The 21398-nt window shown below is 36.2% G+C and carries 16 protein-coding genes, 1 tRNA gene and 5 pseudogenes; 5 read left to right on the top strand and 17 right to left on the bottom strand.

The window, feature by feature from the left end:
• Window positions 1–289: 289 nt before the first annotated feature.
• The 11 genes and pseudogenes from JCM6256_RS00220 to JCM6256_RS00165 all read right to left on the bottom strand — a co-directional run bounded on the left by JCM6256_RS00220 (window position 290) and on the right by JCM6256_RS00165 (window position 12757).
• Window positions 290–2059 carry an SLAP domain-containing protein gene (locus JCM6256_RS00220; RefSeq protein WP_025079858.1) on the bottom strand — a complete coding sequence of 590 codons (1770 nt, stop codon included), beginning with the start codon at window positions 2057–2059 and terminating at the stop codon, window positions 290–292.
• Between the two features lie 330 nt (window positions 2060–2389).
• Complete coding sequence (locus tag JCM6256_RS00215; RefSeq protein WP_025079857.1) at window positions 2390–2710, bottom strand: DUF898 family protein; 321 nt, start codon at window positions 2708–2710, stop codon at window positions 2390–2392.
• 73 nt (window positions 2711–2783) lie between these two features.
• A tRNA-Gln gene (locus tag JCM6256_RS00210) sits at window positions 2784–2855 on the bottom strand.
• 185 nt (window positions 2856–3040) lie between these two features.
• Window positions 3041–3700, bottom strand: coding sequence for a putative quinol monooxygenase (locus JCM6256_RS00205; RefSeq protein WP_025079856.1), 660 nt, complete (start codon window positions 3698–3700; stop codon window positions 3041–3043).
• A gap of 82 nt (window positions 3701–3782) precedes the next feature.
• Window positions 3783–6281: pseudogene (locus JCM6256_RS09260) on the bottom strand (AAA family ATPase).
• A gap of 27 nt (window positions 6282–6308) precedes the next feature.
• Window positions 6309–6512: a hypothetical protein gene (locus tag JCM6256_RS00195; protein WP_025079855.1), complete on the bottom strand. Its 204-nt coding sequence runs from the start codon at window positions 6510–6512 to the stop codon at window positions 6309–6311.
• A 21-nt stretch (window positions 6513–6533) separates the two neighbouring features.
• On the bottom strand, window positions 6534–7649 hold the full coding sequence (locus JCM6256_RS09255; RefSeq protein ID WP_035438034.1) for a DUF8462 domain-containing protein: 1116 nt from the start codon (window positions 7647–7649) through the stop codon (window positions 6534–6536).
• Between the two features lie 234 nt (window positions 7650–7883).
• On the bottom strand, window positions 7884–8111 hold the full coding sequence (locus tag JCM6256_RS00180) for a pyridoxamine 5'-phosphate oxidase family protein (RefSeq protein ID WP_025079854.1): 228 nt from the start codon (window positions 8109–8111) through the stop codon (window positions 7884–7886).
• Between the two features lie 139 nt (window positions 8112–8250).
• On the bottom strand, window positions 8251–9726 hold the full coding sequence (locus JCM6256_RS00175; protein ID WP_025079853.1) for a glycoside hydrolase family 1 protein: 1476 nt from the start codon (window positions 9724–9726) through the stop codon (window positions 8251–8253).
• A gap of 74 nt (window positions 9727–9800) precedes the next feature.
• On the bottom strand, window positions 9801–11780 hold the full coding sequence (locus JCM6256_RS00170; protein WP_025079852.1) for a beta-glucoside-specific PTS transporter subunit IIABC: 1980 nt from the start codon (window positions 11778–11780) through the stop codon (window positions 9801–9803).
• A gap of 134 nt (window positions 11781–11914) precedes the next feature.
• Window positions 11915–12757, bottom strand: a complete 843-nt coding sequence (locus tag JCM6256_RS00165; RefSeq protein WP_025079851.1) for a PRD domain-containing protein — start codon at window positions 12755–12757, stop codon at window positions 11915–11917.
• Window positions 12758–13028: 271 nt separating this feature from the next.
• Here JCM6256_RS00165 and JCM6256_RS00160 point away from each other — a divergent pair, with 271 nt between their 5' ends.
• Window positions 13029–13316 (top strand): type II toxin-antitoxin system RelE/ParE family toxin, encoded by a 288-nt coding sequence (locus JCM6256_RS00160; RefSeq protein ID WP_035438033.1) that lies wholly within the window; start codon window positions 13029–13031, stop codon window positions 13314–13316.
• Window positions 13317–13326: 10 nt separating this feature from the next.
• Complete coding sequence (locus tag JCM6256_RS00155; RefSeq protein WP_025079849.1) at window positions 13327–13647, top strand: HigA family addiction module antitoxin; 321 nt, start codon at window positions 13327–13329, stop codon at window positions 13645–13647.
• A gap of 324 nt (window positions 13648–13971) precedes the next feature.
• Here the strand turns inward: JCM6256_RS00155 and JCM6256_RS00150 are convergent, their stop codons facing one another.
• Entirely contained in the window at window positions 13972–15303 is a 1332-nt protein-coding gene (locus JCM6256_RS00150; protein WP_025079848.1) for an RNA-guided endonuclease InsQ/TnpB family protein, read from the bottom strand.
• Window positions 15304–15401: 98 nt separating this feature from the next.
• On the opposite strand from JCM6256_RS00150, the gene tnpA reads away from it, so the two are divergent.
• Together tnpA and JCM6256_RS09250 are read left to right on the top strand one after the other, a co-directional pair.
• On the top strand, window positions 15402–15866 hold the full coding sequence (gene tnpA / locus JCM6256_RS00145) for an IS200/IS605 family transposase (RefSeq protein ID WP_025079847.1): 465 nt from the start codon (window positions 15402–15404) through the stop codon (window positions 15864–15866).
• A gap of 9 nt (window positions 15867–15875) precedes the next feature.
• A pseudogene (locus JCM6256_RS09250) lies at window positions 15876–16663 on the top strand (Cof-type HAD-IIB family hydrolase).
• Window positions 16664–16711: 48 nt separating this feature from the next.
• On the opposite strand, the gene JCM6256_RS00135 reads toward JCM6256_RS09250, so the two are convergent.
• The 4 genes and pseudogenes from JCM6256_RS00135 to apf form a co-directional block, all read right to left on the bottom strand.
• Window positions 16712–17296, bottom strand: a complete 585-nt coding sequence (locus JCM6256_RS00135; protein WP_025079846.1) for a histidine phosphatase family protein — start codon at window positions 17294–17296, stop codon at window positions 16712–16714.
• Between the two features lie 6 nt (window positions 17297–17302).
• The gene (locus tag JCM6256_RS00130) at window positions 17303–17878 is read right to left on the bottom strand and encodes a histidine phosphatase family protein (RefSeq protein ID WP_025079845.1); all 576 of its coding nucleotides are present in this window, start codon (window positions 17876–17878) and stop codon (window positions 17303–17305) included.
• Window positions 17879–17947: 69 nt separating this feature from the next.
• Window positions 17948–18756, bottom strand: a pseudogene (locus tag JCM6256_RS10440) (SEC10/PgrA surface exclusion domain-containing protein).
• A gap of 167 nt (window positions 18757–18923) precedes the next feature.
• Window positions 18924–19576 (bottom strand): annotated as a pseudogene (gene apf / locus JCM6256_RS09240) (aggregation-promoting factor).
• 634 nt (window positions 19577–20210) lie between these two features.
• Here apf and JCM6256_RS00110 point away from each other — a divergent pair.
• Window positions 20211–20984, top strand: a complete 774-nt coding sequence (locus JCM6256_RS00110) for a Cof-type HAD-IIB family hydrolase (RefSeq protein ID WP_035438031.1) — start codon at window positions 20211–20213, stop codon at window positions 20982–20984.
• Here the strand turns inward: JCM6256_RS00110 and JCM6256_RS09235 are convergent.
• A pseudogene (locus tag JCM6256_RS09235) lies at window positions 20985–21304 on the bottom strand (DMT family transporter).
• Between the last annotated feature and the right edge of the window lie 94 nt (window positions 21305–21398).

Here is a 21398-nt window from a genome sequence, read left to right as displayed (position 1 = left end):
AAACAATAAAAATTATAGTAGTAATTTTAATTTTTAAACAAAAAGAAAGGACTAATCAAAATGATTAGTCCCCAGGAATAAAGTGTGTAATAAGTATATAGTGTATAGATGTTATAATGCAAAGTTACATAAGCTTCCTTGCACAGCTAGTATATCACTTCGTATAAATAAAAACTATATATTTTTATTATTCTGCATATTTGCACCTAAAATTAAAAATATTGCTTTTATAATAGAAAGAAAAAAGACGATGCCGAAGCATCGCCTTTTCAATATTATCTAATTTGATTTAGAAGTTTGCTGCCTTGATGTATCTCTTGTTGTTGTTTCTGCAGCCTTCAATTCTGTAGTACTTCTTACCGTTCTTAAATGTCATCTTACCACCGTAAGTAGTAACGGTTTCACCCTTGTACATCTTGCGAGCGCCTGGTGTACGACGGTTTGATGACCAGTAAACATAAGCATTGTGGCGTAACTTACGCTTGTTACCAGTAATGTTAGTTACACGAACATATTCGTCCTTGTTAGCTACCTTGTAGTAAGTCTTACCCTTGATAGTTACAACTTCTGGAACAATGTCAATACTGTTGTATGCATAGTAATCCTTGCCTAAGTAGTTACCATTCTTGTCGTAAGCTCTTGAGTTTACCATGATGGTATGAGTTGCAACGTTAGTATCGCCTGCAGGCTTAGCTAATGCAGAAGTTTCAATCCAAGTATTTCCTGCATCTGCTGCAGCTTTAGATTGAGTTGAAACCTTTGAGTAAGATACATTACCAATAGTCTTAGTATCATTACCTACATAAACTTTATTACCTTTAGCAATAGTATTGCCAGTAGCTTGAACATTATCACCATAAATATTGTAAGTCTTAGCATCTGCATAAAGTTCTTGTAAACCATTTGATACAACTAAAACAGTATATGAATATGTTGAAGTCTTCTTACCGTTATTAGTTGCTGTTAAAGTTACGTGATAGAACTTACCTGCTTCTGAAGTATTTACAGGATTTGAAGTTGCAGTTATTTCAGCAGCTTGAGAGTTCTTATTACTTTGAATAGCTGAGAATTTAATCTCATCACCATTACTTGTAGTAAAGTCTAAAGGATTAAAGTTAGAACCTGAAGCAATTTGATAATACTGATTATTTGCTGCCTTAGTTGCTGTACCAAAAGTTGATTGTCCCATAGCCTTAACTGCAACTTGGATTTCTGGAGCATCAGTTTGAACGGAACCTGCTGGAACAAATGGAATCTTAACAGTAGCTGTCTTTCCATTAGTTAATGTTCTACCTGTTAAAGTTACGTTGAAACCACTAGCAGCCGTTACCTTCGCACTTCCGTCATTACCATTTACAGTAACACCTTGTTGCTTTAATTCATTAATTACATCTGAAGGAGTAGTAATAATTTGAGCATTATTAACATCATTATTCATAGTATCACGGAAAGTTACAACACCTTCTGCAGCTTTGATAATATTGTCAATAGTTTCACCATTAGTAACACTCAAGCCATCAGCAAGTGGTGCAATAGCATTATTATTTAAAATTGAACCATTATTATTCAAAATAAATTGAGGAATGCCAGCTGCATTTGGATCGTAGACATGCATAGAAACATCAAAAGTTACAGTCTTTGATACACCACCACCATTAACATCTACAGCTGAACTCTTATTAACTGTTACACTATTATAACCAGTTAAGCCGTTTAAGTTAGCTGCCACTTGTAAAGTATAGGTCTTTCCACCTTGTAAACTATCCTTAGAAGTAACAGTATTGTCTCCATCTTTAATTACTACAGATTCTACACCTGCAATTAAACCTGATGACAACTTAACATTATTTTGTACCCAACTAGGAGTAATGTCAGAAACTTTAACTGAATTATTAATAGAAAGAATATTAGTAGATAAATTTGCAGTCTTAGTAGATTTAGCATTGCTACCAGCTTGCACAGTATTTACACCTGAAACTGGAACAACGCCAGTAGCTACAGGAGCAACTGCCAATAAAGCAGCGGCAGCAACACTAACAATTCTTAAATTCTTTTTCATTATGTGGTCTTTCCTTTCTGAATGGAATAAAACATGGCAATAGATAAAACCTTTATCTATCGTTTACCTCTATATTATACAACGCTTACAAACTAAAAGATAACTTTCAGCTCATAATTAGTACTTAATTTTAAGATGAGGTCCTTTTCCATTGCAAATAATATAATACTATAAAAGATCACCGTAAGCGTTACAAATGACTTACATCTTGTTAAATAAGCATTACAAAACTTGTTATATTTGAAATATATTAATCATCAGTTTTGTATAATACAATCTAAAAAAAACGCACCCATGTGTAAAAAGTGTAGTAGTCATACATCCCTACTACTAATTTCTAAATCGGGTATTCTTAGCCTTCCAATCCAGAAGCTTAATTCTCACCCAAAATGAGTAAATACCTAAAGTAATAATTGAAAGGAGCAACCATTTAATCCAGTTGCCAAACAATCCCCAAGCACTGCCGATGAATTTCATTCTTCTGCCTTCAATTACCGTATGATTGATCCGCCATCCATAGATCATGCAAATTGCCCATGGATAACAAATTCCTAAAGTAAAAAATGTAACTAAAAATCCTAAAATATGCCAACCAATTAAAGCAAACAAGCCACCATCAAAAAATGAATTTCTTCCGTATTTAGTTTCCAATCTAAAGCCACTTTCTATCTTTGCTTTTCAATGCACAAAAAAAGATCAGGCCAAAGCCTGATCTTTTATATTATTGGGTTAGCTGGATTCGAACCAGCGCATGATGGTACCAAAAACCATTGCCTTACCACTTGGCTATAACCCAATCTTCAAACCTTTTACTTGATTGGTTCTATTTGAATGACCTCTCGATCACTCAACAGTTAATAGTATATGGGATATGGTGGATTTCGTCAAGGAAAAATTTGAATTTTTTTGAATTAATTTTCCAAAGCATCAAAAAAGGCATTAGAATCACCTTCCAATGCCTTTCTACTATTTCTTAATTATTTAGTCCATAACGATTGGGCCTTGCGTTGCCATTACATCGCGAACTAATTCATGAAGTTGCTTGTCCTTAACAATGTCTTCGCTGCCTTTAATGTAGTCAATGAACCACTTGCTCTTAACATGCTTGTCATAGGCTTCGTCATTTGCGTAAACTTCGAAGAACAACCATTCATTTTCGTTTTCCTTGTTAGAACCAGCCATTAAAATTTCAACGCCAGGTTCTTGAGCAATAGCACGACGCATCTCCTTCTTTACAGTTGCAGCGAATTGATCATGCTTGCCGTCTTCAACTTCAACCTTAGCAACACGAATGACAAAATTGTTTGCGTAAGCATCAAGAGCTTCCTTAGGCTTAGTAGTAATCCATTCGCCGTTCAAATCGTAAACTTTTTTGTCAACTGTCATATCACTAATTGTCTTGTCATAGTGATCAAAGTAATTTGCCATACTGTGAGCTTCGTAAGCCTTAGGATTACGGTAGAGTTCAACAACATAGTTTTCCAAGCCTTGGGCATCTTCGTGACCGCTGGCAAAGAGCAAAGTTCCTTCTTCAGCTGGAATTGAGTTTTCAAGTTCAGCTTCTTGTTCCTTAATAAAGCCAGCACGATCTTCTTTTTTAATGTTTAATTTTGTAATTTTAAAAATAGGTTTATTATCCATTCTTTACGCCTTCTAATAAATAAAAATTATCTCCTCTTTTATTCTAATGTTCTTTAGAAAAAATGAGAGATAATTTTTGAGATTATTCAAATTGTTGCCAGTATTCGGCTAAATATTTCGTAGTCAAGCTTTGTGGATCTTTAATCAAATCACCTGGACGGCCCTGAGCGACAATTTGTCCGCCGTTTTCACCGCCACGTGGTCCCAAGTCTAAAAGATAATCTGCATTAACCATTAAATTCATATCATGCGTGATTGTGATAATTGTTGCGCCTTGATCAATCAACTTTTGCATAACTTCAGTCAAAGTCTTCACATCTAAAGGATGAAGACCAATCGTTGGTTCATCAAAGACAAACAAGGTGTCATTTTGCTTATGACTAAGGTGCGTAACAAGCTTCAAGCGTTGTGCTTCACCACCAGAAAGCGTTGGCGTGCTTTCACCCAAATGAAGATAATCCAAGCCCACTTCCTTGAGAAGTTTTAATTCTTGCTCAATCTTCGGTACCTTTTTAAAAATTGGCAAGGCTTCATTAACATCTAAGTTCAAAACATCGACAATGGACATCCCGTTCCATTTAACATCTTCAATTTTCTTATCAAAACGATCGCCATGACAAGTTGAACAAGTCTGTTCCATATCCGGCAAGAATTGAATATCCAGCGTCATGATTCCTGTTCCGCCACAAGTAGGGCAAGCCCCCTGCTTATTATTGTAAGAAAACCAGCTAGCTGTATAATGACGTTTTTTCGCTAACTCTTGCCGAGCAAATAATTTTCGCAAATTATCCATAATCGAAGTGTAAGTTGCGACCGTTGAGCGCGTACTTTTGCCAATTGGGGAAGCATCGACACTAACGACATTATTAATGGAAGAATTAAAACTCTTGATTTGCTTTGGCAAAGCTTCTTTTTTGCTTTGCGCCTTAATCGCGGGAACCAAACTATCCAAAATAAGACTTGTCTTCCCCGCACCAGAAAAGCCTGTTACAGCCGTAATTTGATTTATTGGAATACCGGCCTTCACATTTTTCAGGTTAAAGTAATCATCAACTTCAAAAGTTATTTGCTCAGTATTAACTTTGTCGCAACTTTTCTTGCAAAAAGTTTCGCCGTGCTATCAAGATATGGTCGAATGAGTGACTGCTTGTCCTGCTTGATCTCATCAGGTGTACCTTGATCTAAAATCTTACCACCAAGCTCACCTGATCTGGGGCCGATTTCGATGATTTGATCGGCTGCCTTGATAATATCAACGTTATGATCAACCACAACTAAAGAATTGCCTTGCGCAACCAATTTTCTTAAAACCTTAATCAAACCATCAACATTCGCTGGATGAAGACCAATAGATGGTTCATCCAAAACATACAAGACGCCTGTTGTTTCCGTGCGAAGCGTTCTCGCTAACTGAATTCTTTGTAGTTCTCCTGTTGATAAGGTATTGCCGCTACGCGCCATGGTTAAATAATCCAAACCTAAATCAAGCAAAGGCTGAAGATTTTCAATCATTTCGTTAAACACAGCCTTGGACATTTTTTGCATATCATCAGGAAGTTTAGCTAAAACTTCATCACGCCAAGCAGGCAAATTACCCAGCTGCATGTTGGCAACTTCATTGATGTTTTTTCCACCAACAAGCTGCTTAAGAAGTTTTGGCTTCAAGCGTGAACCATGACAAACCGGGCAAGTTGAATAAGTAAAGAATTCTGCGATTCGCTTTTGCGCACGTTCACTCTTGCTCGTCTGGGCAGAACGAATAACGGCTTGGTGAGCATTTTCATACAAAGCATTAAAATCATGAAAGACGCGACCAGTTCCCGAAAGAAAATCCATCTTGTACTTTTTCTCAGGACCATTTAAAACAAAGTCTTTTTCTTTAGCAGTTAAATCCTTAAACGGAACATCAATCCGCACGCCCGCATGTTCAGCCACATTAGGCATGAAGTTACGACCTGGCAAACTCCAAGAAGCAACAGCACCATCTTTAATTGTCAAATTTTCATCAACAATCAATTTACTTTCATCAAGTTGACGAACCTTTCCTGTTCCGCCACACTCTTCACAGGCTCCATCAGAGTTAAAAGCAAATTCTTCAGCACTTGGTGCATAAAACTTCTCACCGCAGACAGGACAAGTAAGTTGGCCCATTTCTTCACCGGATTTACTCATTGCCTTAGCAATTTCTAAGCTCGGCTTTAAATAGTGTCCATTTGGACAAACAGGCGAACCTAATCTTGAAAAAATCAATCTAAGAACGTTAAAAGTTTCACTCATCGTACCAACCGTTGCTCGTTCATTTGGCACGCTTGGACGCTGACGAAGTGCTAAAGCTGATGGAATATGCTTAACGCTTTCCACGTTAGCCTGACTGCCTTGCTTGATTCGTCTTCTCATATAAGTTGAAAGTGCGTCTAAATATCTGCGCGAACCTTCTTCATAGAGAATCCCCATTGCAAGATGATTTTCCTGAACCCGAAAGTCCTGAAATAGCTACAAACTTGTGAAGCGGAATATCTACATTAATATTTTTAAGATTATGAACTTTTCCACCACGAACTTCAATTTGAGTTGGCAACATCAGTTAACCTCTTTTTAATTCCTGCCACTATAATTGATGAAACTTTACAGTCTTATTTTTGAGTGAAATTTTCTCCACTTCAAAACCATAATTAGATAATTCTTTTTTATACCGTAAAAAGGAATGGTCGATTGGTAAACCTGCTGCTTTTTCAATTGCATCAAATGAAAGGTCAAAATCTCCACTTTCGTTATCTTTGATGTATTGCCATAATTGATTATATTTACTCATATTTATACTTCTTTCAAATTTTTAAGATAAATGTTCTAAATTATACTTTTCAACAAATTCTGCAAAAAACGGTAATGCCAATTGCACCACCCCTCTTTGAGGTGACGTAATTAACTGATCATCTAATAATCTTGCTCGATAAACTGAAATATAATTAATCGGTTTATGCAAAATATTCTGTAATTGTTTTGTTGATACTCGTTCAGTTCCGGCCTGAATAATTGCATTAATAAAATCACGATCAGTTTTAGAAATATCCATATACATTCTTTCATAAGCATTTCTAAACAGATCTATTTTTGTAGCTTGAATAGTTTTCCTTAAGACCTCTTCATTAAGCTGCAAAGATTCTTGACTAAAACGCCAAGCATAGTAACCAATAGTTTGAAAAGCATAAGCATACCCTTTAACTGCGTGGCTCATTTCATCTAATATCATGAAATCAATTTCACGTTTACCTTTAGTAAACGCCTTTTCATAGCTATAAGCTATTGTTTCCTCATCTAATGGTGATAAGTAAACACGATTGCTACGTAATAAAAAAGTTAACGTATTATCATTCTGAACTTCTGAAATCCGACTTGGTAACCCCGTCATTATTAATGAAAGGTCATATTCATCACCAATCAATGTTTGATATTCTGATCCAAAAGCTCGAACATCATCACTAATTTCAATTTCATCTATTCCGATTAAAACTGATTTTCCTTGCTTCTTTAATCTACTTAATAAAAGCGAAATATATTCATCATAATCAATCTGTCGCGATTCTTGTAACGTCTGCCAGGTAATTCCATTCCCCATAATGTTTAGACTTTTAACACTTTTTAACAGGTCAACCAATGAAACACCTGCAGCACGTTGTAAACCATGCATCAATTGAAAAAGCAAATTGCCTTGGCCATTGTTTAACCGAATGAATACCCAATTATCCAATTTTTCTAAAGATCTTTGAACGTTTAAAAGAAAAACTGTTTTTCCTGATCCTCTTGCGCCGTAGACCAAAGAAGTTTGATATTTAGCATCATGTGTTTGTAATCCTGTCAAATAATCAGTCAATGCCTCTTGTTGATCGATAATAATTTTAGGGAAACGACCGAAGCTAGGCATAAAGGGATTTAACATTTTTCCTTCCATAAGAGCCTCTTTTATACACTTTTTATAATCCAGATTTCAATTTTATAGTTTTTTTATAATTTCCATCTATTATTTTATACTTTTTTTATAATTGATTAAAATAAAAAAGAGTTATCCTTACAAAACTAGATTTTTTACAACTTATGATGAATCAAACTTTGGTTACCACTAGCATAATGCCCCCACGCACTAAAAATTATTACTTCTTGATTAGCGCGATCTGGGGATCTACTCTTAATTCTTTGTATATTTTTTGATAGGTTTTAAATGAAAGTTGCCATCTTTAATAGTAGAAAAAATTAATTTATTATTTTCACGCAACTCAATATCGGCTGCATTGCTGCGGGGGTGACCTGCATCATCTACCGTCGCAAAAATCACAGTTTGAAAGCTTTCGACGATCATATCTAAGAAATCTTCCTTAGTAACTTGATCATTTAATTTAGGGACATCTTTACGCATACGAATTTCCTCCTTATAACCTTTAATTCAAGGATAAGCTGTAACGCGACGGCATAGTCAATAATTTAATTAACAGAAAAATCGCTACTCATATTTGAGTAACGATTTTCTTATAGCCAATAACATGTAGGAATTATTTTTAATCTAAATCTTCACCGTGAGAAGCAATGACTTTCTTGTACCAATAGAATGAATCCTTTGGCATTCTCTTAAGACTGCCTTCACCGTTATCATCACGATCAACATAGATGAAACCGTAACGCTTAGACATTTGACCAGTTCCCGCAGAAACAAGGTCGATACAGCTCCAAGTTGTGTAACCGATCAAATCAACGCCATCATCAATAGCCTTTTGCATAGCTTCAATGTGATCACGAAGGTAATCAATTCTATAATCATCGTGAATCTTGCCATCGTCAGCAATCTTATCTACAGCACCTAAACCATTTTCAACAACCATCATTGGAATGTCGTAACGGTCATACATAACTTCAAGATAATATTGAAGTCCAGTTGGGTCAGTTGCCCGGCCCCATTCTGAGTATTTCAAGTATGGGTTCTTAGCACCAGCTGAGAAGTTGCCGCCAACTTTATCCTTAACTTCATGAGTAGTAATAACGTTGCTCATGTAGTAAGAGAATGTGTACATGTCAACTGTACCTTCAGCCAAGTCTTTCTCATCTTGCTCAGTAATATCAAGGTGAACATTATGTTCATCCCAAAGACGTTTAGCATAAGTTGGGTATTTACCCTTGCATTGAACATCCCCACAATAGTAAATATTCTTTTCCATTGCGTGACGAGTTGCCAAAACATCTGCAGGATCTGAAGTTAATGGATAATCAACAACACCACAAATCATGTTGCCGACAACGTAATTTGGATCAATTTCATGAGCAGCCTTGACTGCACGAGCTGAAGCTACGAATTGATAGTGAAGCTTTTGGTAAGCATGTTGATAAGTAGCATCATCAGTTACATTGTTACCAAAAGCGTTAAGCATAAGCAAAGTTGTGTTAATTTCATTAAAAGTAAGCCAATACTTGACCAAGCCCTTGTATTCCTTAAACAAAGTTGTGGCATATTTTACGTAAAGATCAATCATCTTACGATCTTGCCAGTCATTGTATTTTTCACTTAAGTAAAGTGGATCTTCGTAGTGAGAAATAGTAACTAATGGTTCGATATCGTACTTTTTGCATTCTTCAAAAACTCTACGATAGAAATCTAAACCTTTTTGGTTTGGCTTTTCTTCATCGCCTTTTGGAAAAATTCTTGTCCAAGCAATTGAAAGTCTGAATGTCTTAAAGCCCATTTCGGCAAACATCTTAATATCTTCTTTGTAGTGATGGTAGAAGTCAATCGCTACATGGTTTGGATAATAAGCATTGGGATCGATTGCGCCGACTGCGCCTTTTGGCAACCCAGCACCAGGCATAGCTGGAGCTTTTTCCATCTTGCCATTTAATTTATAAGTTAAATATCTTGGCTCATTTAAACTTCCGGCAGTTGTAATGTCTGTTACTGAAAGTCCTTTGCCGTCCACATCATATGCACCTTCGATTTGGTTGGCAGCAGTAGCTCCGCCCCATAAAAAGTTCTTTGGAAATGACATCTTTTATCTCCTTCTATTTTTAATCGTCATAGTTTATTGTAACTGAAAGCGATTACTTATTCAAAATTATTATGCTATTTAGGTTGAACATTAGTCTGTACGGACTTTTCATCTGCACCTTGCAAAATCATAATCTTTTGCCCAGCCTTAACTGCACCATTAACAATAGGCTTAATATCTTCATAGTTCTTAGAATTAGTAATAACAATTGGAGTTGTTACAGTGTAGCCTGCTTTTTCAATTGCTGGAATATCAAATTTAACTAATTCATCGCCAGCCTTAACTTGCTGGCCCTTCTTAACTAAAGTTTCAAAACCTTTCCCTTGAAGGTTAACAGTATCCATACCAATATGCATTAAAACTTCTGCACCATCATTAGTTCTCATGCCAATTGCGTGGCTAGTTGGGAAAGTCATAATAATTTCGCCATCTGCAGGTGCGTGAAGTAAACCTTCGCTTGGCTTAATAGCCATGCCTTTACCCATTGCACCGCTTGAGAAGACTTCATCTTTTACATCTGAAAGTGAAATTGCTTCACCATTTAATGGACTTACTAAATCAGTTGAAATATTTAATTGAGGAGCAGCTGGAGCTTGGGCAGCTTCTTCTGCTTTCTTAGCTTGTTTTTCATCGTATTCTTGATCAACACTCTTCTTACCGAATAATAATTGAAGAACTAAACCTACAACAAAGGCAACAACACCGGCAATGATAACACCGATAATTTGCATACCTGAACCACCTTTAGGGTTAGTATATGCAGGAATTGCGAAAATCCCCATTGAAGGAAGCATGTAAACAACTGAGCCAAAAGCTCCAATGATTGCGCCACTTACTGCACCACCAATACAACTTAAAACAAATGGAACTTTTCTTGGTAAAGTTACACCATAAATAGCGGGTTCTGTAACACCAAATAATCCTGAGAAGAAAGCACCAATAGCGTTCTTCTTCAAACTTGGATCCTTAGTTTGTTTAATAATTGCTAAAACAACACCAACTTGTGCGTAACAAACCATTAAAGATAAGGCCAAAATTGGATCATAACCCAAAGCAGCAAGGTCAGCAGTTGTAACAGCCACAATTCCCCAGTGAACACCGAAGATAACTAAAACTTGCCAAAGAGCACCCATGATAACGCCGGCCAAAATTGGACTAAAGTGGTAAACAGCTGACATAACAGCACCGATTGCATCCCCAACCCAAGTAGTTACAGGGCCAATAACGATAAATGCAACAGGCAAAGCAATAATCATTGTTACTACAGGAACTAAGAATGTTTGAACAACAGTTGGGATCCATTTCTTTGCCCAGTGTTCAATAATTGAAGCGAACCACACAGTAAAGATAATTGGCAAAACCATTGAAGTATAGTTCATGGTAATAACAGGAATCCCAAAGAAATTAGTATGAATTTCTGAAGCAAACGGCGTTCCTTGGAAAATTGTTCCTAAGATAGTTTTGCTTGAAGCCAAAGCTACCATTGTTGGATAAGTTAAAACACCACCAATAGCTAAACCAATAAATTGATTCATCTTAAATCTTCTGGCACATGTTACACCCAAGAAAATTGGAAGGAAGTAGAAAATACTATCTCCGATTGCATAAAGCATTTGATATGCACCTGAAGTTTTTGAAAGCCAGCCAAATGAAGCAGCCATAACAACTAAACCTTTGATGATACCTCCAGCACTAAGTGGTCCTAAGATATCGGTAAAGATTCCTGAAATTAATGAAATAGCTTTATCCATGAAGCTTGAATTGTCGTCTTCATCATCAGCTGGAACTTCGCCGCCACCAGCAAAGCCACCTTCTTTAATTACAGCGTCATAAACATCTGCAACTTCATTACCAATAACAACTTGATATTGTCCTGCCGCTTTTACGACAGTTACAACACCATCAGTATCTTTCAAGGCATCATCATTTGCCTTTTTTTCATCTTTTAACTTAAAGCGAAGACGTGTCGTACAGTGGACAACACTGTTAACATTATCTTTACCACCAACATCTTTGATGATTGTTTTTGCCAAGTCATCATAATTGTTAGCCATAATCTGTTTCCCCCTCATGGAAATAATAAAACCCAAGCTAATGCATAATAATGAAGACAAAAATTCATTATCATACAATAACTTGGGTTAATGCCTAATCTTTAGTAACACACCTCAGAAATGTATCTAGGTATTTAATTTTTATTTTGGCGACTAGTTACACGCCAAATATGTAAAACAAGATAAAACTTGTCATCCGGGCCTAAATTCCAGCCCATCTTTGAATGCAAATATACTGCTATCCGCTCTGCGGTTTCATAAGCATGATTATATTTGATCTTCATGAATCCGAGTAAAGAAGGATCAAGTTCTTCAGTGTCTGCTTTTTGATCTCTGATCAATCTAATTAACAGTGCTCTTAAGTGAGTAATGAACCGACTATAGTTGAAAGATTCTGTATCTAAAACCATTTGATAATCAAGCTGAATAATATTAATAACTCCTGAAATCAAGTTGGTAATTTCAACAGTTTCTTGAACCTGCGAATCATTAGAAGAAGCATTTACTAAGTGATAAGTCATTAGGACCGATTCACTTTCAGGAAGCTCAACATCTAATTCTTGATTAATCAACTTTACAACCTTTTTAGCAATTGCATATTCTTGTGGGAAAAGATTTTTTACTTCCCAACGCGTATTGTTATCACTTAGATCAATATTGTCCTTAACTCTTGTAAGAGCAAAATCAATATGATCCGCTAAAGCTAAATATTGATAATCATTAAATTTAATATTAAGCAGTGGTTCAACCATTTTGACAGCCTTATTGGTTACATCAAGTGTAGAGGCGCTGATATCCTTAACCTGATCAAAGCTTTCTTGATCATCAGCCGTGATAAATCTGCGCTCTATTTTTGACTCATCAACTTGATCACCTTTTTTAAGGCCAAAACCAATTCCCTTGCCTAGAACAACTTCTTCTTTTCCATCATCCTCTACTATGGCGGCACTATTGTTTAAAGTTCTCAGAAATTTCATCAACGAATCACCTAACAATTTTTTGTAAAAAATAAGCTATCACAAATAAGTATACGCTAAAATCACGCTACTTATCTATGATAGCTAAGACCTGATCGAATCAGTAATCCGCTTCTTTACGGTTATTATATTAGCAATATATGTAAGCGGTGTCAAGGACGGATTACAAATAATTTGTTTAATATAAAAAATTATTGCCATTTTTTGCGTACTTAATTAGGGAAGGAAAAATCAATCGTTTTCGTTTATATATTTAGAAAGTACGTTTACAATGAATTATATAAAATCTTTCGCAAACAAAGATACTAAACGAATTTATCAAGGAAAATTCGTTAAAAGATTTCCATCCTATTTAGCACGAAAAGCACAGATCAAGCTTATTATGATTGATCATGCTACAAATATTAATGTACTCAGAAGTCCTCCTTCAAATCATCTTGAAAAATTAGAGGGTGATCGTCAAGGACAATATAGCATTGCCATTAATTCACAATGGAGAATTTGTTTTATGTATCAAAATAATAATTTCTACCACGTAGAAATTGTAGATTATCATTAGGAGTTTTTATATGGAAAAATTAATCCCCATACCAACTATGAAAGAATTTATTTGGGATGAATTCATGAAGCCACTTCATATTTCAACAAGCCAACTCGCTCATGATATTCAAGTTCCAGAATCAAAAATTAAAAATGTACTGGATGGTAAAGAAAAAGTATCTGCCGATTTATCAATTCGCTTAGGTAAATATTTCAATCTTCCCGAAGACTATTTATTAAACATTCAAAATGATATTGATACTCGTGTAGCTAAGCGAAATCATGCTGCTATTTTCAAAAAAATTAAACCGATAATTCCAAGCAACAAAAAAGATATTTCATTAGCTTAACTCTTAAATTTCCCTCTTCATAAGCAATTGTAGTAACTAGAAGCTATGATTGCTTTTCTTTTTGAATTATAATGAAATCGATTACAGATGGAGGGAAAATATGGCTATTAAACTTATTGCACTAGACACAGATGGTACTCTTGTCAACTACCCCAGAATAAATTCTGGGGCTTGGTAGCTCGTTAGCTTGCGCTAACCAGAACACCAACTTGCTTAGATACAGGCTTGACTTACTACTAATAATCTTACGACTATTACCAGCAGAGGCCACCCAATTACCAAAGCCGTTTGAGTCCGTGGGTTGCTAACGGACTGCAGCCTGTTTTAGGCTGCTTTTTCTTTTCTGGGATTCTGCCAAATTCCCTGTCCTTTTTCTAAGATATTCACTGCCGCATTCCAATCTCGAATGTGGTGAGTCTGACAGACAGGACAAGTCCATTCACGATCCTGCAGCTTAAGCTTGCAATAGCCATTTTGTCCCATAATCGTGCCGCATTGATGACACCTTTGCGTGGTAAATTTTGGATCAATTGTCTTGAACTGCTTGCCATATAAATCTGCTTTATAAGCCAGCATGTTAAGAAAGCTGCGCCAGCCTGCATCTGAAATGGATTGAGAAAGAGCATGATTCTTTAACATGTTTTTGCTTCTTAGTTCCTCGGCAACTACTAAATCGTGGTTTTTGATTAATGCAGTTGAGAGGACTTGCAAGAGGTTTTCACGCTGCCTGCGAATCTTGTCATGCAGCTTAGCGACTGCCAGGCGCTGCTTTTGGTAATTCCTTGCTGTCCGCAAATTGCGTCCTTCTTGCTTTGCTCGTCTTTGTCTGCGAGAGAGCACACGTTGAGCGCGGGCAAGCTTCTTTTTTGCTTTACAGTAAAAACGTGGATTGGCAACCATTGATCCGTTTGACTCCGTCAAGAAATTATCAAGGTTAAGATCTATCCCAATTTGACTCTGCGTTGTGGGCAATTCTTGGACAAAAGAAATATCGCTGCCTAATTGCATTGATAAATAGAACTGATCATCAGCCGTCTTTTTAATTGTAACTGTCCCGATTCTAGTTGGAATATGATTAAGCAAACGATCTTTAATTAGTTTTCTAAAACCAGCAATGCGGACGACTCCCAGCTTAGGCAACTTAACATGTTTAACATCAATGAACTTAGCTGTTCCGTTATCAAGATAAGCTTCTGACTGCTTGGGGTATTGGCAATTAGTCTGGTATGACCAAGCGCTGCTTTTCTTGTGGAAAGTCGGGATTCCATGTCCGATTTTACGGTAATTGTTCCAAGCTTTATGATAATTTTGAATAGCATTGGCAAGCGCTAAACTATCAATTTCCTTAACCCGCAAAAAATCATAGGCATCACGAATGCTCTTGGGTTTAGCTAATAACTCGTCATTAGCAGCTATTGTTTCTGCCAGCTTGGTTTCATAGCTATTGAGAGCAGAGAAAGCAAATGGCATTGCTTGGTGCTGTTTAGCAGCCAGAAAACGTCGAGCATGATAATTAGTCCGATTGCGTCCTACATAAGAGTTGTAGACAAAGCGCTGCGCATCATAGTTCAGCTTGATCATTTTCTTTTGTTTGGAACTAGGATAAAAGCGAAGCTTAATGCCAAAATGGTAGGCTAAACTGCTCATTCTCTTCATATTTTCACCTCCTCGTATTATTGCAGTTTGATTATAGCCTATGTATATCTTATAATCAACAGTAAGCAGGTACATAATAAGCAAAAGAGGATTATACTATGAATAATAAAAGAGACAAAATAAAAGACGCAGGCTATGAAAAGCACTACGTCTATAATGCGCACTATCATTTGATTTGGTGTACTAAATACCGCAATCAAATCTTTAATAATCAAGACCTGGCGCAAGAAATGCAAGACCTGCTCAAGCAAATAGCCGCAGATAATCAAATCAAAATCGAAAAAATGGAGGTAATGCCTGAGCATATTCATTTGCTTATTAGCTTTAGGCCATCGAAATCAGGTTCAAGTGTGGTCAAAGCACTCAAAGGAAGAAGTGCTTTTTTATTTTTCCAGAATCATCCCGAAATTAAGCAAAGTAAGATGTGGGGCGGCCATTTATGGTCACCAAGCTATTACTTTAGCAGTGTAGGAAATATGTCTAAAGAAGTAGTAGAAAAGTATATCAATGACCAGATCTACAATGCCGTTTCTGGCGGCAAGTCCTATCCATCCCCTCACTAAAGTAAGGGGATTTTCGGGCGTTTTTCATTAAATTCAAAAAGCAAAATTTTATCTAGCACTAAAGAAGCTGTCAAAAAAGCATTGAGCAAAGGTATAAAGTGGTCCTTTGCTCTGGTCGTCCTATTAACGGCTTGAAACATTATATGGAAGAATTGAGTATTCGTGGTTCAGCCCAATACGTTGTAACTCTTAACGGGGCAATCATTCGCAACACCGATGATGACATTATTAGTCAAAATCTAGTTGCAAATAGCTTTTACAGAAAAATGATTGCTTTTGGAATTGAGCATAACGTTCCTTTCAATATTGTGGATTCAAACTCTCGCATCATTACAGCTGATCACAACGTTGATCCGATGGTTTACCAACAAGCTTATGAGAACCAAGATCCGCTTTACATTCGTACGCCTGATCAACTTGATGAAAATAAGATTCGTATTGCTAAGGGATGCTTCGTTGGTGACCCTAACTTGCTTGACCAAGTTGAACCTTTAGTTAGAAAGGAATTTGGCAAAGAACTTTACGTGGTCAGAGCTGAGGCCCACTTCCTTGAACTTCTTCACTTTGACGTTAATAAAGGTGCTGCACTGAAACAATTATGCGACAAATTAAATCTTTCTGCCGATGAGGTTATGGCTATTGGTGATGAAAGAAATGATATTACCATGTTTGACTTTGCTAGCACAAGCGTCTGCATGGGAAATGGCGGTAAAGAAGCAAAGGAAAAAGCCGATTTTGTCACTGCATCAAATGATGAGGATGGCATTAGCAAAGTATTTGATAAATTTGTATTTTAATCTAATTAAAAAAGCTTGAGACATGGAGTCCCAAGCTTTTTGTTACTTTTATTCACTTAAGCCTAATCTTACATTTTTTGCTGGCCACACCGTACTATCATAATCAATAGTTTGACCATCAGTCACCAGTTTTACAAACTGAGCATTCTGAAATCCTTTAAATTTCGTATTTCCACTTTTAGCACGAATATACTGACTAAGACTATCGCCATGGCCCACAACCAAAATCTTATCGCCATCTTGTGCATCCCGCAAAACTAAATTCATTCCACGTTCCATGCGTTCAACAACATCATGATTATCTTCAACTTTTGGACGAACTAGAAAATGATGAAATACCCACAAGAAATTTTTCTTACCATCAAAAAAGCCATAATCTTTTTCACGAAGATCTTTGATTCGCTCATAATCTAGCTGGTGATTAGTAACTATTTCAAGTGTTTCACTAGCACGCTCCTGTGTTGAACAATATGCTTTATTAAATTCAATACCATGCTTAATGAAATAATCACGCGTGGCTTCCACTTGCTTAACACCCAATTTAGTTAAGCGGGAATCCGAACTGCCTTGCATGCGATGCTGAGCATTAAATCTTGTTTGACCATGTCGCATTAAATATAAGCTTGCCGTCATTTTTGTTTATTTAACTTCCTCTGCTGGCCAGACATAACTTTCGTAATGTGGCTTTTCTCCTTCAAAAGTCAACTTAACAACACTGGCATTGCCAAAACCTGCAAAATCTTTATTTTCGGTTGCATCGCGCACGTATCTTGCTAAAATATCGCCATGACCAACAACCAATGCAGTTTGACCATCTTCCATGCCATCAAGAACTTCCAAAACAGCACGACGCATTCTAGCCACTACTTCTTCATTAGGTTCCATAGTTGGATCGACATTATCGTTACCATAATTCCATGGCAAAAGGAATTCATCGCGACCTTCAAAGATGCCGTAACATTTTTCGCGTAAATCCTTCAAACGAGTGTATTTCATCTTGTGATCAGTAATAATTTCAAGCGTATCACTAGCACGTTCTTGTGTTGATGAAAAAGCGACATCAAAGTTGATATTATTTTCCTTAAAATAATCACGCGTAGTTTCTACTTGACGAATTCCTGTTTCATTTAATGGGGAATCACAACGGCCTTGTACCTTGTGGTAATAATTAAAATAAGTTTGGCCATGTCTTACTAAATAAATTGTTTTTGTCATTTTTATCCTCCGCTTATTCTCGTAATTACTATAACAAAAAAAGCGCATCATTTGATGCACTTTTCATAATTAAGGTCTAAAAGATAAATTGTATTTACTGCTGTTCACTACAAAAGTTGGCACACTGATAAAATGCATTGAGTAAACTTTACCGTTTTTAGACACGCTAAAGCCAAAGTAATTATAATCACCATCCGTATTTTTAGAACCCTGCGTGTTAAATAAATCACCGGCATGCTCCCATTCACGATAATTGTTCTTCTTGTTGCGGCCTTTTTCATTGCTGCCAACATAGCCAAACATCATTTGTTTTAAACCAAAGTAAATGTTTTTCTTCATTGCGGTCATCGTCATCTTAGGAGTTGGAGAAGTGAATCCGGCCATATCTTCTACATAATTATCTTCTAAGTTTAAACCATTTTTTTGGCAAGCACGGACAATACCGGGAACATAGTGACTGCCATTGTTAATTCCACGTTTATTTTGCGTATATTCTTTTGCAATATCGTTTGCCAAAGTTTGAACGCCAGAACTATACTTCCAAGGTTTTAATTTTAAATCAGCTCGAGCTTCATTAATCATTTTTAAAGCAAAATTTGCTAGTTCTTTCTTTTGCTTAGCAGTCAGCTTATTAATATTGATTTTAGTCTTATTATCACGGGCACTTTCACCAGCTTAATACGGCTGAAGTCATTGTCCTTCATACCTTTCATTGAAGCCTTAATAAAACTAGCACTAGGCTTGCCCTGATATGCTTTAAGAAGCGCTGACCGTGTGTAGCCTTTAGGCAGTTTCATTTTAGCTTTTACATATTTTTTACTTGCAGCTTGAACAGTTTGAGGATTAAACAAATTGCTACTTTCAGTAATTGTTTGCATTCCAACAGTTAATCCCAAAGCAATAGTTACTGCTGTCAGTGTTTTCTTAAAATTCATATTTTCTCCAACATTCTAGTCACTATTTTCATCTGACTATATCTTAATGAAAAAAGGATTTAAGAACTACCCTTTCTTAAATCCCTTTCTACATAATTATCTATTTAATTTTAGTACCAGCCATTTGCTTGCCAGAAACTCTTAGCAGCTGACCATGAACCGTAACGGCCCTTTACATAGTTGTCAGCAACTCTTTCTTGGTTAGCAGCTGAGTAATCACCATTAAGGTATGATGCTGATAATTGGTACTTACCAACGTATTGACCATTTCTTGCACCGTATGAACACCTGATTCACGACCTGCAATCCAAGCCTTTGCACTAGCTTCTGAACCTGAAGCATTTGAAGTGTAAGATACGTTTGAAGTATTAGTAGTTACTGAAGCATTGTTTGAAACAGTTTGAGTGTTTGTGTTGTTTACAGTATTTACTTGAGCCTTTGGAGCTGAAACCTTAACAGTTTCATGCTTTTCAGCCATAACCCATTGGTGCTTACCAAGATCGTACCACTTGTTTCCTTGTGCATCGTAAGCAGTCTTGATAACTTTCCATGAAGTATTTGCTGCTAAAACTTGTCCAGTAGCTTGACCATTTTCGTAGTTGTTGTATACAGTAGCTGAAGTGTGAGTTGTGTAAACTGCTGCATCGTTTTGAACAACAGCAGCTTGAACGTCATTGTTGTTAACGTTATTCATTGCGACAGCACCTACTAAAGTAAAAGCAGCTGCTGTAATTGACTTGGTTAAGATAGATTTGATTTTCAAAAAAATTCTCTCCTTAAAAGTTAAAGTATTTGAATTCTGTTTATGTTTGTCTGTCTTTCCAATTGACAGCCTATATATTACAGGGAGAAAATTTCAGAACCATAACAGGAATATCACTCAAGCATTAAGAAAATATTACCGAATGTGACATTTTTGTAACATTTGTAATATTTATAAAAATTGCTTTTTGTACTATAAGATGTTGTTACATCAACATTTATAACTAATTTTTAAGCAAAAAGCACTTATGTTCGCTATGTATTTTGCTATATTTTTCATTTCAATTTTGCAATAATTACATGGCGAATATCTGTTTTTTCAAAATTGTTATATCGTCAAATTCAAGTTTTTTAGTTAATAACATGGATTTATATGATGTAAGTAATATAATTGAAAGTGTAAATTTCAAAAAGCGAGGAATTAATTATGACTAAATATGTTGTTGAATTAAGTGAAGAAGACTTGCAAATGATTAAGGATTGCCACTCAAAGAACCCTTCAATCATGAAAGCTATGAACGAAGCTAAGAAGGAAGACTAATTATTTAGTTTCCTGACAAAAAGGAGTTGGGTGAATCACCCAACTCTCTTTTTTTGATATTGATATAGAAATACATAGAATAGAAAGAATTATCATGACAATTAAAGCAGCATTTTTCGACGTCGACGGGACCCTCTTTTCTCATACAAGCAATAGCGTGCCAGAAAGTACCAAGTGTGCCTTTGACGAAATGCACAAAAACGGTATTAAAATTTTCACGGCAACTGGACGCCACATTTTAGAATTGCGCCGCATGCCAGTTAAAGATTTAAAATTTGATGGCTACGTTACACTGAATGGTCAAATTGGATTAGACAAAGATCAAAAAATCATTTTCGATAATCCAATTGATGAACATGATACTAAAATTTTGGCACAAGCATTTGCCGATAAAAAGATCACTGTCAATATGGTTGAAGAAGACAAGATTTTTATCAACTTTATCAATGATGATGTAAAAATTACTTTGAAGCGAATTTTGTCACCTTTGCCAGATATCGGTACATATAATGGTAAGAAAATTTATCAATGCATGACTTATGGTGATGGAACCCTTGCTAGACAGTTAATTGCTAAACTTCCAAATTGTAAATTAACACAATGGAATCCCCTTGGCTTTGACATCATCCCTAAAGACGGCAGTAAAATGGTCGGCATCGAAAAAATGATGAAGCATTTTGACTTAAAAGAGGACGAAATTATTGTCTTTGGCGATGGTGATAATGATTTAGAAATGCTTAAACATGCCGGCACAAGTGTAGCTATGGGCAACGGTATCGAAGAAGTTAAAAAGACCGCTGATTATGTTACTGATGATATTGATAAAGACGGTATTTATAATGCTTTGAAACACTTCAACGTCATTTAACTATTCACCAGAAGTAATTTTAATTCCAATAATTCCTACTATTAAAAGCCCTACAAATAAGAGCGTGATCCAATTAAGGTCTTCGTGAAATAGAAAAATACCGACCAGAACTGAACCAACTGCGCCGATTCCTGTCCAAACTGGGTACGCAATACTAATTGGCAAATGCTTAGTGGCAATAATCAGGCCCGCAAAACTAAGGATCATGCTACAATAGTAAGAATTGAATAAGATAAAATACTGAAGCCGTGGCTAAGCTTCATAAAAGTTGACCACACTACTTCAAAAATTCCTGCAATAATTAAATAAATCCAAGCCATTATACTTTTCCTTTCCAAAACAAAAAACGAGATAGTCGCTGTTCTCTTCAAAGACCTAATGAAAACAGGCGCTATCTCGCTTTATTTTTCCCCG

The sequence above is a fragment of the Lactobacillus hamsteri DSM 5661 = JCM 6256 genome (genome assembly GCF_000615445.1).
Classification (GTDB): domain Bacteria; phylum Bacillota; class Bacilli; order Lactobacillales; family Lactobacillaceae; genus Lactobacillus; species Lactobacillus hamsteri.
The sequence above is the reverse complement of the archived record's forward strand: the minus strand, read 5'-3'. Positions and strand labels throughout refer to the sequence as shown.

Coding starts and splice junctions, on each gene's coding strand:
- JCM6256_RS00220 (WP_025079858.1), bottom strand. CDS start 2,059: ATGAAAAAGAATTTAAGAATTGTTAGTGTTGCTGCCGCTGCTTTATTG.
- JCM6256_RS00205 (WP_025079856.1), bottom strand. CDS start 3,700: ATGGATAATAAACCTATTTTTAAAATTACAAAATTAAACATTAAAAAA.
- JCM6256_RS00195 (WP_025079855.1), bottom strand. CDS start 6,512: ATGAGTAAATATAATCAATTATGGCAATACATCAAAGATAACGAAAGT.
- JCM6256_RS09255 (WP_035438034.1), bottom strand. CDS start 7,649: ATGGAAGGAAAAATGTTAAATCCCTTTATGCCTAGCTTCGGTCGTTTC.
- JCM6256_RS00180 (WP_025079854.1), bottom strand. CDS start 8,111: ATGCGTAAAGATGTCCCTAAATTAAATGATCAAGTTACTAAGGAAGAT.
- JCM6256_RS00175 (WP_025079853.1), bottom strand. CDS start 9,726: ATGTCATTTCCAAAGAACTTTTTATGGGGCGGAGCTACTGCTGCCAAC.
- JCM6256_RS00170 (WP_025079852.1), bottom strand. CDS start 11,780: ATGGCTAACAATTATGATGACTTGGCAAAAACAATCATCAAAGATGTT.
- JCM6256_RS00165 (WP_025079851.1), bottom strand. CDS start 12,757: ATGAAATTTCTGAGAACTTTAAACAATAGTGCCGCCATAGTAGAGGAT.
- JCM6256_RS00160 (WP_035438033.1), top strand. CDS start 13,029: ATGAATTATATAAAATCTTTCGCAAACAAAGATACTAAACGAATTTAT.
- JCM6256_RS00155 (WP_025079849.1), top strand. CDS start 13,327: ATGGAAAAATTAATCCCCATACCAACTATGAAAGAATTTATTTGGGAT.
- JCM6256_RS00150 (WP_025079848.1), bottom strand. CDS start 15,303: ATGAAGAGAATGAGCAGTTTAGCCTACCATTTTGGCATTAAGCTTCGC.
- tnpA (WP_025079847.1), top strand. CDS start 15,402: ATGAATAATAAAAGAGACAAAATAAAAGACGCAGGCTATGAAAAGCAC.
- JCM6256_RS00135 (WP_025079846.1), bottom strand. CDS start 17,296: ATGACGGCAAGCTTATATTTAATGCGACATGGTCAAACAAGATTTAAT.
- JCM6256_RS00130 (WP_025079845.1), bottom strand. CDS start 17,878: ATGACAAAAACAATTTATTTAGTAAGACATGGCCAAACTTATTTTAAT.
- JCM6256_RS00110 (WP_035438031.1), top strand. CDS start 20,211: ATGACAATTAAAGCAGCATTTTTCGACGTCGACGGGACCCTCTTTTCT.